At 71.6% G+C, this 12,253-nt stretch carries 11 protein-coding genes; 4 read left to right on the forward strand and 7 right to left on the reverse strand.

What is annotated here, in order from left to right; all coding sequences use genetic code 11:
- On the reverse strand, positions 1-270 hold a 270-nt coding region (locus L7D48_RS18330), incomplete at its 3' end, for a helix-turn-helix domain-containing protein (protein ID WP_237880542.1).
- A 190-nt stretch (positions 271-460) separates the two neighbouring features.
- Between L7D48_RS18330 and L7D48_RS18335 the strand changes: the two genes are divergently transcribed.
- From L7D48_RS18335 to L7D48_RS18350, 4 genes are all read left to right on the forward strand, one after another.
- Positions 461-1,900, forward strand: a complete 1,440-nt coding sequence (locus L7D48_RS18335; RefSeq protein WP_237880543.1) for an MFS transporter — start codon at positions 461-463, stop codon at positions 1,898-1,900.
- A gap of 65 nt (positions 1,901-1,965) precedes the next feature.
- Positions 1,966-2,817 carry an alpha/beta hydrolase fold domain-containing protein gene (locus L7D48_RS18340; protein ID WP_237880544.1) on the forward strand — a complete coding sequence of 284 codons (852 nt, stop codon included), beginning with the start codon at positions 1,966-1,968 and terminating at the stop codon, positions 2,815-2,817.
- 10 nt (positions 2,818-2,827) lie between these two features.
- The gene (locus L7D48_RS18345) at positions 2,828-3,346 is read left to right on the forward strand and encodes a hypothetical protein (protein ID WP_237880545.1); all 519 of its coding nucleotides are present in this window, start codon (positions 2,828-2,830) and stop codon (positions 3,344-3,346) included.
- 103 nt (positions 3,347-3,449) lie between these two features.
- A complete protein-coding gene (locus L7D48_RS18350; RefSeq protein ID WP_237880546.1) occupies positions 3,450-4,418 on the forward strand; it encodes an MsnO8 family LLM class oxidoreductase in 969 nt (322 codons plus the stop codon).
- 127 nt (positions 4,419-4,545) lie between these two features.
- Here L7D48_RS18350 and L7D48_RS18355 read toward each other — a convergent pair whose 3' ends face one another.
- The 6 genes from L7D48_RS18355 to L7D48_RS18380 form a co-directional block, all read right to left on the reverse strand.
- On the reverse strand, positions 4,546-5,853 hold the full coding sequence (locus tag L7D48_RS18355) for an acyltransferase (RefSeq protein WP_237880547.1): 1,308 nt from the start codon (positions 5,851-5,853) through the stop codon (positions 4,546-4,548).
- Positions 5,854-5,936: 83 nt separating this feature from the next.
- The gene (locus L7D48_RS18360; protein WP_237880548.1) at positions 5,937-7,193 is read right to left on the reverse strand and encodes a VCBS repeat-containing protein; all 1,257 of its coding nucleotides are present in this window, start codon (positions 7,191-7,193) and stop codon (positions 5,937-5,939) included.
- A gap of 8 nt (positions 7,194-7,201) precedes the next feature.
- Entirely contained in the window at positions 7,202-7,987 is a 786-nt protein-coding gene (locus L7D48_RS18365; RefSeq protein ID WP_237880549.1) for a hypothetical protein, read from the reverse strand.
- Entirely contained in the window at positions 7,984-9,156 is a 1,173-nt protein-coding gene (gene wecB, locus L7D48_RS18370) for a non-hydrolyzing UDP-N-acetylglucosamine 2-epimerase (RefSeq protein ID WP_237880550.1), read from the reverse strand. Before wecB ends, L7D48_RS18365 begins: the two co-directional genes overlap by 4 nt.
- A 100-nt stretch (positions 9,157-9,256) precedes the next feature.
- Entirely contained in the window at positions 9,257-10,930 is a 1,674-nt protein-coding gene (locus L7D48_RS18375) for an FAD-binding oxidoreductase (RefSeq protein ID WP_237880551.1), read from the reverse strand.
- Positions 10,927-12,165, reverse strand: coding sequence for an MFS transporter (locus L7D48_RS18380; RefSeq protein WP_237880552.1), 1,239 nt, complete (start codon positions 12,163-12,165; stop codon positions 10,927-10,929). The genes L7D48_RS18375 and L7D48_RS18380 overlap by 4 nt, the downstream gene beginning before the upstream one ends.
- Positions 12,166-12,253 lie beyond the last annotated feature (88 nt).

A 12,253-nucleotide genomic window follows, 5' to 3' on the forward strand; every position in this document is an offset into this window, starting at 1 on the left:
GGCCAGGTCCTTCAGGTGGGCGGTCTCGTCGTCGGTCAGCCGCAGCGCCCGGGCGATCGCGTCCAGGACGGAGTCCGAGGCGGTCGTCGCCCGTCCCTGCTCCAGCCGGGTGTAGTGGGTGACGCTGACGCCGGCGAGCATCGCCAGCTCCTCGCGGCGCAGCCCCGGCACGCGGCGCCGGCCGGTGTGCCGCAGCAGGCCGACATCCTCCGGGCGGAGGTCGCCGCGGCGGTTCCTCAGGAAGTCTCCCAGTTCGGATGACGCGCTCATCGGCACCCCTCGGGTCGGCGGCTGCGGTCTCCATGATGCCCGTGCCGGGCGACCCGTGTCGCGGCCGAGGGTGGTCCTGTCGTGACCACCCTGCGCGGTGCTGGTCTCAAGCGGGTTCTGGCTGGGGTGCCGCGTCCCGGCGAGGCTCTTTCCGCGACGAACGCGCGAGAGAAGAGAAGGGAATCCCCTGATGAGCGTCATCGACACGGCCGGTGTGAGACCGGCCGAGGAGCCGCCCCCCACCCGGCTCACCCCCCGCCTGCGGCTGGTGCTGGTGATCCTGCTGGCCGCGCAGTTCATGCTGGCCGTGGACTTCTCCATCCTGAACGTGGCGCTTCCGGTCATCGGCGAGGGGCTGGGCTTCAAGCTGGCGAACCTCCAGTGGATCGCCACGTCCTTCGCGCTGTGCGCGGCCGGGTTCACACTGCTGTTCGGGCGTATCGCGGACCTGTTCGGCCGCAGGCGGCTGTTCCTGGGCGGCCTGCTGGTCCTGGGCGCGGCATCGCTGCTGGGTGGTCTGGCGACCTCACCCGAACTGCTCATCGTGGCGCGGATCTTCCAGGGTCTGGCGACGGCCGCGGTGACGCCGGCGGGCTTGTCGCTGCTGACCACCTCCTTCCCCGAGGGACCGCTGCGGGACAAGGCGCTGGGGCTCAACGGAGCTCTCATGTCGGCCGGGTTCACCACCGGCGCCATCCTTGGCGGCCTGCTGACGGACCTGCTCTCCTGGCGCTGGGCCTTCTTCATCAACGTGCCGGTCGTCGCCGTGGTGCTGGTCGCCGCGGTGGTGGTGATCAAGGAATCGCGCCCCGAGGGCCGCCCGAAGCTGGACCTGCCCGGCGCCATCACCGTCACACTCGGCCTGCTGGCCGTCGTCTTCGGCTTCACCCAGGCCGGTGAGCACGGCTGGACCTCGCCCGTCTCCATGGCCTCCCTCGCCGTGGGCGTGGCGCTGCTGCTGCTCTTCTACGCGGTCGAGAGCAGGGCGGCCTCCCCGCTGGTGCCGGTGGGGGTGCTGCGCCGGCGCAACGTCGCCTGGGGCAACGTCGCCGGCCTGATCGCCTTCCTCACCGAGACCTCCCTGGTCTTCCTGATGACCCTCTACCTCCAGAAGGTCCTGGACTTCTCCCCGCTCTCCGCCGGTCTGTCGTTCGGTGTACTGGGCATCGGAACGGTCATCGGCGGGTCCGTCGCCCCGCGGGTCGTCGGGCGTATCGGCACCCGCTCGACGCTGATCGCCGGCGGCCTGCTGCAGACCGTCGCCACCGCGGCACTCCTCGGCCTCGGCGACGACCGGTCGTGGATGTGGCTGCTGCTGGTGGCCACCTTCGCCGGAGGCGTGGGCAACATGCTGGTGATCGTGGGCTTCATGATCACCGCGACGACGGGCCTTCCCGACCACGAGCAGGGCCTCGCCACCGGCCTGGCGACCATGACGCAGCAGGTCGGCATCACGATGGGCACGCCGATCATGAGCGCCATCGCGACCGCCTCCATCACCGGCGCGGGCGCCGTGGGCATCCTCGGCGGGCTGAAGGTGGCCGTCGGCGTGAACGCCGCCATCGTGCTCGCCGGAGTGCTCGCGGCCGTGCTGTTCCTCCGCAAACCCGCACAGGTCAGCGCAGAGTGAGCCCCCGCGCGGCCGGCCGGTCGGGCACCGGCCGGCCGACGCTTCCCGCAGGAGGAAGTCCGCAGATGCATGACCGCGACCTACCGCGCTCCGACGAGGTCCGCTGGCAGGAACTGCGCGTCCCCGCCGGCACGCACACCATCCCGGTCCGGCTCTACCGGCCGGAGCCCTTCCGGTACGGCTGGCTGGTCTGGGCACCGGGCGGCAGCTGGCAGGCGGCCTCCGTCGAGCAGTGGCACGAGACGAGCGCCGAGCTGGCGCGCGTCTCCAGGTGCACGGTGGTCGGCGTCGGTTACCGGCTCGCCCCGGTCCACCGGCATCCGGCGCAGCTGGAGGACGTGCTCACCGTCATGGGGTGGGCCCGGGACCTGGCCGCCCGTGAGGAGGCCGAACCCGCGCTGTCGGTGGGCGGCGACAGCGCGGGCGGGACGCTGGCGGCCTCGGCGGCCCTGGTGTGGCGCGACCGCGGTGAGCCGCTGGCCGCCCAGGTGCTCGCCTACCCGCCGCTCGACCCGTCCTGCTCGGCCCCGTCCTACACCCGTATGCCGGACGCCTTCCCGCCGGTGACGCGGATGCTGACGGCCTGGCGGATGTACCGGGGCGACCGGCCGGTGACGCACCGGCACGGCGAACGGCTGCCCAGCACACCGCTGGAGGCCGACCGGTTCGACGGGCTGGCACCGGCGATCATCGCCGTCGGCGATCTCGACCCGGTGTTCGACGACGTCGTCGCGTATGCCCGGCGGCTGGACGAGGCGGGCAACGAGGTGATGCTGCGCACGTTCGCCAGGACTCCGCACGCCGCGATCCTGCGCGACTCGGTGCCCGCCGGTGAGGGCCTGTCCGTCCGCCAGTGGCTGGGCACGGTCCTCCGCCTCCACCTGGCACAGCACGTGCCCGAATCCCCCGGACCCTGAAAGGACGGCAATGACCGAGAACACGCGGGCAACCGAGCCCCCGCACATCGAGGCTCTGAAGAGGCACTTCGGCGATCTGCGCGACGGGACCCACGGAACCGGCGGCGACACCGTCTCCCGGGCCGGCAAGGAGAGGCACTTCAGGCGGGCGGTCGAGCTCCTCCACCCGTACGCCGTCGCGGTGCTGGAGGAGTTCGACACCGCGCTGCTCGACGGGGGCGGGAAGATCGAGGCCAGCGGGGCGCAGCGGGCCTCCGACGGCGGGCTGGCCGCCGTCTGGACTCTGTCGTGGGCCGAGCAGCGGGAGACGGGCATCATGCCCATCACGCTTGTGGCGCACTTCGGGCGCTCCTTCCACCACCCGCACCTGCGGGGCGCGACGGTGCAGGAGTGGCCGCTGAACGTGTTCACCCAGGAGCAGGCCGCGGCCGAGGTGCCGGTGCTGCGCGCCATCGCCGCCGCCGACCTGCACAACCTGGTCTTCCAGCGCGACTACCGGATCGTCCCCGCCACCGTCCGCGGGGCCTGATCCCGGGCCGGTGACCGTGCACACCCCCTCCCGCCGGGCGCCGCGCCCGGCGGGAGGCCCCGGCACCGCGACCGGGGCCCGTTCGAATCGGAAGGAGTCCATCATGAGGACGCGACTGTCGGTCCTGGACCAGTCGCCGGTGGGCGAGGGCTTCTCGCACGCCGACGCGCTGAGCTCGTCCGTCGACCTCGCCCGGATGGCGGAGGAGCTGGGATTCGCCCGCTTCTGGGTCGCGGAGCACCATGACTCACCGGGCTTCGCCGGCACCGCGCCGGAGGTCCTGGCCGCGGCGCTCCTGGCGAGCACCGACCGCATCACGGTCGGAACGGGCGGGGTGCTGCTGCCCCGCTACACGCCGGGGAAGGTGGCCGAGGTGTTCGGCGTCCTGGCGTCCCTGTACCCGGGCCGGGTGGACATGGGGCTTGGCCGCGCCGGCGGTCCGGCCGAGGACTACCCGGAGCGCGTCGTCCTCCTGCGCCGGATGCTCGGCATGGAGGGCGGGCCGGGTCTGCCCGGGGTGCCCCCCGTGCCGCCGCGGATGTGGCTGCTGGGGGCCGGCCTGGGCTCGGCGCACCTGGCGGGAGGGCTGGGGACGGAGTTCGCCTTCGCCCACTTCCTCAATCCCGGGCCCGCGACGGCTGCCCTGTCCGCGTACCGGGAGTCGGTTGTGCCGCGCGGCGGCTCTCCGGCGCCCGGCCCCGGGGTGCTGGCGGTCCGCGCGGTGGCGGCGGAGAGCGAGGCCGAGGCCGAGGCGCTGGCTCAGAGCGTGCTGCTGTGGCGGTCCCGCAAGGACCTCGGGGAGGACCTGCCGCTGCCCGCGCCCCGAACCGCGCGCAACCACCGGTGGACGGCCCTGGAGGCGGAGCGCGCCGCCGTCCGCGGCCGCGCTCTGGTCTGGGGCACCCCGGAGCGGGTCCACGCGCGGCTGGTCCGGCTGGCCGAGGAGCACGGGGTGGAGGAGGTCATGGTGAACACCCTCGCCTGCGATCCCGAGGACCGGCTGCGCTCGTACCGCCTGCTCGCCGAGTACGCCGCCGCGGTACCGGTGGAAGCCGCGGCAGCCGGTGCCTAGCTGTTTCTGTCCCGGGAGGTTGTGGACGGGTGAGCCAGGTCTCGGCTGAGGGATCTTGGACAGGTGAGGGCCTTCCGGAGCCCGCGATCGCGGGCTCCGGAAGGCCCCGGCGGTGTAGGCGGTGCCGTCAGGGCACCGGCGCGGTGGGGTTGCCGGGCTTCCCGGCGCCGGGCTCCGGGGATCTCACGCCCTGCGCCGGCACCGCGGGCTCGCCGATGGTTCCGGTGGCGGTTCTGGTGACGGAGGGCCGTCCGGCGTCCGCCAGCTCCCGCATCTCCTTCCGGCTCCGGCCGAAGCGGCGCATCGCGGGCATCTCCACGTAGTGGTGGAGCAGCGCGCCGCCCGCCAGGCTCACGGCGAAGAAACCGGCGATGACGAGCAGCGAGCCGGGAACGCCGTAGGTGGCGCCGTCCATCAGTGAGCGCAGGTAGAAGATCGTCACCCCCTGCACCAGGTAGAAGCCGAAGGACACCTCGCCCAGCCACACCATCGTCCGGCTGCTCAGCCAGGAGCGGTCGCCGCGGGAGTCGGAGACCGCCACGGCCCCGATCAGGGCGCCGATCGGTACGATCGTCGCGACGACGAAGGTGTACTCGAACGGCACCATGAAGCCGGCTCCGTAGCCCAGAGCGGTGAGGAGCAGGGCGAACGGGGTGGTGGCCCAGCCCGGCCACCGGCCCGCGAGCACGATCCGGGCCAGCAGCACGCCGAGGACGAACTCGAAGAGGCGGCCGGGCGGGAAGAGGTAGCCGAACCAGAACTGCATGTCCGATATGGGGGTGATCGCCGACTTGGGGGTGGCGGGCACCAGGTGCATCGAGACGAGCTGGACGAGCACGGTGCCGGCGACCATGGCGGCGGCCCAGGCCCACAGCGCGCCCTCCCTGATCCTGCGGATCGGCACTATCAGCAGCGGGAAGAGCAGGTAGAACAGCAGCTCGCTGCTGAGCGACCAACTGGGCGGGTTCATGCTGAGGTTGACGTCCGGCTGCGGGAAGAAGCTGTGCACCATGAAGAGGTTGGGCAGCCAGTGCCCCACCGAGGCGATCGCCGAGCCGGCGAAGAGCACCAGCGAGGCCGCGAACACCACCAGGTGGTTGGGGAAGAGCTTGGTCACCCGGCGGCGCCAGAAGGCCGTCATCCGCTGCCCGGGGCGGGAGGACCAGGCCAGGACGAAGCCGGAGAGGACGAAGAAGAAGGAGACGCCTATGTAACCGGTGTTCAGCAGCAGCTTCTCGTAGGTTGTGGCGATGTCCTCGTCGGCGAACGGGTTGATGGGGTCGTTGGGCGGTATGGGGGAGTTGGACAGCGAGGTGTGGAAGAAGAAGACCAGCAGCGCCGCGAAGAAGCGCAGCCCGGTCAGGGACGGAAGATTGCTCCGTCTCGTGCCCTGGCCGGCCTCCGCGGCACCGCTGGTCGGACTTGCCGACGACATGGAACACCACTCCTTTTCCCGAATGCCGGCGGGCCCCGGGGCGGGCGGTGTGTGAGCCGCCGCCCCGGGCCCGGAACGGCGGTTTACTTGCCGTCCGCCTGGACGGTCTCGTTGCGGTAGACCATGACCTTGGCGTCCTTGGCCACGTAGTAGTTCTGGACCGAGTAGGCGATGGTGGCGAAGTCCAGCCGGCCGTCACCGTTGAAGTCGGCCGTGGCGATGCGGGCCACGGACTCGTCCGACACGCGCCACTTGGCCCAGACGCCGTTCGCAGGGTCGACGGCCTTGTAGTAGATGACCCCCTGCCAGGGCCACGGGCCGCGCAGGGCCACGAGGAACTCGTCGTCACCGTCGCCGTCGAAGTCGGCGCAGACGATCTGGTGACCCGGGCCCTCGCCGTTCTCGTTGGGGTCGCCGTAGACGTCCAGCAGGGTGCGATGCCAGCCGGAATCCCCGTCCGCCGGCTCTCCGGTCCTGGTGTAGACCGCGACCGTGTTGCCGTGGAAGGGCTCCAGCGCGGCGACGTAGGCCATGGGGTCGTCGCCGAGTCGCCCGGCGTTGAGGTCGCCGCTGCCCCGGAAGCCGGTCCGTTCGAACTGGGTCAGCTCCCCGGTTCCGATGAGCTCGCTGACCCACTCGCGCCGGCCGGTGTCGTAGTGGAGCCAGGTGACGCCCTCGTCGGAGGCGAGCAGCAGCGAGTCCAGGCCGGAACCAGGGACGAGACCCGCCTTCTTCTCCGCTCCGTGGATCATGCGGAAGCTGCTGTCGTCGATGACGGTCATCGGCCATTCCTCGGCCCCGTGCACGTCGTCGGGCTGGGTGAACATCACCACGGGCAGGACGGCGTGCACGTCCTCCTTGGCCACGATCGGCAGCCCGATGATCTCCAGCCGCTCGGTCTGGGTGAAGTACCCGGCTCTCAGCCGATGCATTCCGGTGGCCCGGCCCACGTAGTGCTGCTTCCAGCGGGAGGGGTCCTTGTCCGGGCTGCCGTTGTTCTCCAGCCAGGTGATCTTCCCGCCCTCGGTGTCGGGGTCGACGATCGTGCCGATCGGCCCGTACAGCTCGTGGCAGAAGATGATGTCGGCGACGCCGTTGCCGGTGATGTCGGCGAAGTCCGCGCCGACCGGCATGCGGAACTTGTCGGCCGCCAGCCGGCGGGTCCATGAGCCGTCGTTCTGGTACCAGTAGATCTCACCGAGGCGGAGGCCGTACCCGAACAGGTCGGGGCGGCCGTCGCCGTCGATGTCGGGTGCCTCCAGCCAGTAGCCGTCGCGCAGTTGGTCGGTAACCAGTTCGGGGACGAACCTCGGCTTGCGCAGGGAGGGGCGGTCGGTCATGGCAGTCCTCATCTGTCGTCGGTCAGCGGGGTGACGCGGTGGTATTCGACGGCCAGCCAGACGCAGTCGGTGTCCGCCCGGTACTGGTGCCAGGGGTAGTGGAACGAGCCGTCCGGCCGGGTGGCGCAAAAGGGGTCCGGCGTGGTGTAGCCCGGGCTCATCGGCACGTCCTCGTAGAGCGTGCGGTGGTCCTGCTCCCTGAACTTCTGCATCCGTCCGTGCCCCAGGACCTGGGTGTGGACCTCGATGAAGTCGTGGCGGTTGTGGATGAAGCAGTCCGTGCCCGCGGGGGCGAACCACAGGTTGACGCGGACCTCGAAGAGGTCCTCGCGGGCGGGTTCCGGGCTCTCCCGCAGCAGGTGCGCGGGGTCGAACCGCACCCGTCCGAGGGTTTCCTGCGGGCCCTTCCACAGCGGTGTGCTCCGGTCGAAGGGCAGGCCGCCGGTGACGCCGGCGCCGTCCCCGAGGAGGTCGCCCAGCAGACTCCAGCCGGGTTCACCGGTGATCTCGCCGGCGGAGCCGTCCCCCGCGGCGGTGCGCAGCACCACCAGGGTGTCGGCGCGGGCTACTTGCGTACCGCTCAGCAGGGACGAGTTCAGCGGCGGGATCGGCTTGCGCGGCGCCTCGCCGGCGAGGGCGTCCGTCATCCCGGTGTTGACGACGACCGCGGGGCCTTCGAGGTGCAGGTCCCGCACGTCGGAGACCATCTCGGCGGTGACGCGCTCCCCTCCGAGGTCCAGCCGGCGGGAGGCGTTGCGGATTCCCCGCGCCGCGGTCACGGATGTCGTGCTCATGCCATCTCCACAGTGAGGTCGGCGGCGGCCCCCCCGGGGACGAAGGGCACCGCGGGCGGGCCGTCCCCGAAGAAGTGCGCCAGTGCGTCCACGGTGCGCCGGGTGGCCCGGCCGTCCCCGTAGGGGTTGGCCGCCGTGGCCATCCGCCGGTGGGCCTCCGGGTCGCGCAGCAGCCGCAGGGTCTCCTCGACGATGCCCGCGTGCCGGGTGCCGACCAGGCGCGCGGTGCCCGCCGCGACCGCCTCGGACCGCTCCGTGACATCGCTGATGACCAGCGTGGGTTTGCCGAGGGCCGGCCCCTCCTCCTGCACGCCGCTGCTGTCGGAGAGCAGGATGTCGGCGCGGCGGACGAGCCTGCAGAAGTTCAGGTAGGGCAGCGGGTCGACGACCGTGATGTTCGGGTGGTCGCCGATCCGGGGCAGCATCGCCTCCCGCACGGACGGGTTGCGGTGCAGCGGCACGACCACGCGCACGTCCGGCTCGTCGGCGATGTCCGCGAAGGCCTGTGCGATCTGGGGCAGCCGGGGCCAGGCGTCACGGCGGTGCGCCGAGGCGACGACGACCCGGCGGGGATCGGTGTGCAGATCCTCCAGGGCCGGATCGCCGAAGCTTTCCTCCTGGCCGCCGGCCCACCGCAGGGCGTCGATGACCGTGTTGCCGGTGACGACGATCGACCCCTCGGACACGCCCTCCCGCAGCAGGTTCTCCCTGTTGCCCGGGGTGGGGGCCAGGTGGAGGGCGGATATCTGGGCCACCAGCCGGCGGTTGCCCTCCTCCGGGAAGGGCGAATGGAGGTGGCCGCTGCGTAATCCGGCCTCGACGTGCACGACGGGGATCTGGTGGTGGAAGCCGGCCAGCGCACCCGCCAGCGTGCTGGCGGTGTCACCGTGCACGAGCAGCGCCTCGCAGCGGATGTTCTGGAGTTCCTCCTCCAGCCGGCGCAGGGAGCGGTACGTGGTCTGCGGAAGGGTCTGACGGGGGGCCATGACCGCGAGGTCGATGTCCGGCTTGAGGCCGAACGCCCTGAGGGTGTCGTCCAGCATCTGCCGGTGCTGCCCGGTGGAGATGACGACGGGGTGGAAGCGCGGGTCCTCCTGGAGGGCCCGTATCGGGAGAGCGAGCTTGATGGCTTCGGGGCGAGTGCCCAGAACGATGGCGACGGTCCGCATGACGTCTCTTTCCTCGTGGGGACGGGCGATTGAGCGGAAGCGGGCGATCGGGGCAGCGGGCGTCGGCGCAAGGGGCGATCCGGTGCCCGCCGGTGCGCGGTCAGTGCTTCGCGGGCTCCACGGAAAGGGAGTGGCGGAAGAAGTTGCCCGGGTCCCAGCGCTTCTTGACCCGCTGGAGCCGGGGGTAGTTGTCCTTGTAGTAGAGCGTGTGCCAGGGCGTGCCCGAGCGGTTGTGGCGCGGATCGGCCATATCGCTGTCGGCGTAGTTGATGTAGCAGCCGTCGGTGCGCCCGTTGATCTCCGGGACGCCTCCGGTCTCGGCGAAGAACTCCTGGTAGAGGTCCCGGATCCAGTCCATGTAGAACCGGTCGTCCCGCTCGTCCGGCCAGAACGTCTGGAAGGTCATCTTGAAAACCGAGTCGCGCTGGGCGTTGGCCGTGGCGTCCGGTGCGACCGCGTTGACCCGGCCGCCGAATGAGAACAGCACCAGCATGGTGTCGGGATTGTGGAAGTCCGGGCGGGTCATGTACTTGTACAGCGCGGCTATCTGGTGGCCGGAGAAGTTCTCCCGCATGTAGCCGGACTTGTGCGCCGCCCGTGACATGGGGTCGGTGATGGTCGGGTTGTTGGTGCCGACCATGCGCGTCGCCTTGAGCCACGGCATCTCGCGCGGCTCCGCGAGGTTGGGCATGTACCCGATCTCCCCGGAGGCCTTCTCCATCGCGCGGGGGGCGACACCCGTGCCCGCGGTGAGTGCCGAGAGGTAGTCGTCCAGGAGCCGACGCGCCCCCGGCACGGTCGCGTCGACCTGAGTGAAGACGCTCAGGCTGCCGTGCGCCTTGGAGTTGACGTTGAACAGGCTGGACAGATGCCGGTATTCGGAGTCCGGCGCGCTGTTCGCCTCGTGCCAGGCCCCGAAGTTCTTCAGCAGCCGGGTGAAGGACGCCTCGGTGATCTCGGACCAGGGCAGGTCGACGGCGCTGACCAGGACGCTGGAGGGCGGGGAGACCAACTGGTCGCCGGGCTTGCGGCCGAAGGCGTCGGGGGACCGGAACCAGTAGCACGTGACCAGGCCGAAGTTGCCCCCGCCCCCGCCTGCGTGCGCCCACCACAGCTCACGGTTCGGGTCGTCCTCCTCCCGGGTGGCGACGACGGTGCGCACCCGGCCCCGCTCGTCGACGGTGACGACCTCGACCGCGTACAGGTGGTCCACCACGAGCCCGTGGGCGCGCGAGAGCAGACCGTAGCCGCCGCCGCTGATGTGGCCGCCCGTGCCGACGCTGTAGCAGATGCCGCCGGGTATCGTCACGCCCCAGCCCTTGTAGAGGGCCTCGTAGACGTTCAGCAGCCGGGCTCCCGACTCGACGCGGAAGGCCCGCATCCGGGGGTCGTAGTCCACGTCCGTCATCTCGGAGAAGTCGAGGATGACCTCCACCTCGGGGTTGCAGACCAGATCCGCGAAGCAGTGGCCGCCGCTGCGGACGGAGACCCGCTTGCCGGCCCGGAAGGCCGTGCGCAGGGCGTCCTCGGCCTCCTTGGTGGAGCGGATCATCCTGATGTAGTCGGGGCGCGAGACGTACCGCTGGTTGTTGCCCGTGGTCAGCAACTCGTACCGGGGGTCGTCCGGACCGATGACCGCGCCGGTCGTGCGGCCGGCGGCCCGGACGGCCGGGGCCGCCGCGGTGGCGAGCCCGGTGGCCGCCACGGTGGCGCCGCCGACGAGGGTCGCGCCACCGGCCAGCACGGAGCGCCGGTTCGGGGGTCTGTCCGTCATGAGTACCTCGCATGGTCGTCGTGACGACCGGGTTGTTCCCGGTCGGGGAGATCCGGGACGGCCGGTCCCGGTACGGAGCGCGGGCGGAGCGCCGACCGCCGGTCGAGCGCCCCGGAGAACAGGGCGACACCGAGGCCTGCCGCGGCCAGGCCCGCGCCGATCCAGTTCGGCGCGGTGTAGCCCAGCCCGTGGTCGATGGCGGCGCCGCTGAGCGAAGCGCCCAGGGCGTTGCCGAGGTTGAAGGCGGCGATGTTGGCCGCTGACGCCAGGGCGGGCGCGCCCTGGGCCTTCTGCATAACGCGCATCTGGAGCGGCGGGACGGTGGCGAAGCCCACCGCGCCGAATACCGCGATGGTCACCGCCGCCGTGACCCTGTTGCCCGAGGTGAAGGCGAACACCGCCAGCACCAGGGCCAGCGAGCCCAGCACCAGATAGAGGGTGGGCATCAGTGCCCGGTCGGCGGCCCGGCCGCCGACCACGTTCCCGACGGTCAGCCCCAGGCCGAACAGGACGAGCAGCCAGGAGACCGCCGAGGCGGAGAAGCCGGCCAGGCCCGTCATCATCGGCGCCAGGTAGGTGAACGAGGCGAAGACCCCGGCGAAGCCCAGCGTCGTCATGGCCAACGCCAGCCACACCTGGGGGAACCTGAACACCGCCAGCTCCGCGCGCAGGCCCTTTCCGGTGTCCCGGGCCTGGCGCGGTACGAGCGCGGTGATGCCCAGCATCCCGGCCGCCCCCAGGGCCGTGACAGCCCAGAAGGTGGAACGCCAGCCGAAGTGCTGCCCGAGCATCGTGCCCAGGGGCACGCCCAGGACGTTGGCGAGGGTCAGTCCGGTGAACATCAGCGCGACGGCGCTCGCCCTGCGCTCCGGGGCCACCAGACCGGCCGCGACGACGGAGCCGACGCCGAAGAACGCCCCGTGGCACAGCGCCGCGACCAGACGGCCGGCCATCAGCACACCGTACCCGGGGGCCAGTGCGCAGAGCGCGTTGCCGGCGACGAAGACCCCCATGAGCAGCAGCAGCATGGTCTTGCGCGGCAGTCTGTTCCCCGCGGCCGTCATCAGCGGGGCGCCGACCACCACGCCCAGGGCGTATCCGGTGACCAGCATCCCGGCGCTCGGGATGGACACGGACAGGTCGTCCGCCAGTTCGGGAAGCAGTCCTACGATCACGAACTCGGTGGTGCCGATGCCGAAGGCACCCAGGGCGAGCGCGAGGAGTGCCGCTGGCATGGGGGCTCCTTTCCCGGAAGGCCGGGCGACCGCCCCGCGCGAGGCGCGGTGGGGCGCGCGTCGCGCGGGGCCTGCCGCGGGGTGGTGG

It is taken from the genome of Streptomyces sp. ICN903, assembly GCF_022015835.1.
GTDB classification, from domain to species: Bacteria; Actinomycetota; Actinomycetes; order Streptomycetales; family Streptomycetaceae; genus Streptomyces; species Streptomyces fenghuangensis.

What these genes read in the sequence shown, in the direction of transcription:
- L7D48_RS18335 (WP_237880543.1), top strand. Translation starts at nt 461, where the DNA reads ATGAGCGTCATCGACACGGCCGGTGTGAGACCGGCCGAGGAGCCGCCC.
- L7D48_RS18340 (WP_237880544.1), top strand. Translation starts at nt 1,966, where the DNA reads ATGCATGACCGCGACCTACCGCGCTCCGACGAGGTCCGCTGGCAGGAA.
- L7D48_RS18345 (WP_237880545.1), top strand. Translation starts at nt 2,828, where the DNA reads ATGACCGAGAACACGCGGGCAACCGAGCCCCCGCACATCGAGGCTCTG.
- L7D48_RS18350 (WP_237880546.1), top strand. Translation starts at nt 3,450, where the DNA reads ATGAGGACGCGACTGTCGGTCCTGGACCAGTCGCCGGTGGGCGAGGGC.
- L7D48_RS18355 (WP_237880547.1), bottom strand. Translation starts at nt 5,853, where the DNA reads ATGTCGTCGGCAAGTCCGACCAGCGGTGCCGCGGAGGCCGGCCAGGGC.
- L7D48_RS18360 (WP_237880548.1), bottom strand. Translation starts at nt 7,193, where the DNA reads ATGACCGACCGCCCCTCCCTGCGCAAGCCGAGGTTCGTCCCCGAACTG.
- L7D48_RS18365 (WP_237880549.1), bottom strand. Translation starts at nt 7,987, where the DNA reads ATGAGCACGACATCCGTGACCGCGGCGCGGGGAATCCGCAACGCCTCC.
- wecB (WP_237880550.1), bottom strand. Translation starts at nt 9,156, where the DNA reads ATGCGGACCGTCGCCATCGTTCTGGGCACTCGCCCCGAAGCCATCAAG.
- L7D48_RS18375 (WP_237880551.1), bottom strand. Translation starts at nt 10,930, where the DNA reads ATGACGGACAGACCCCCGAACCGGCGCTCCGTGCTGGCCGGTGGCGCG.
- L7D48_RS18380 (WP_237880552.1), bottom strand. Translation starts at nt 12,165, where the DNA reads ATGCCAGCGGCACTCCTCGCGCTCGCCCTGGGTGCCTTCGGCATCGGC.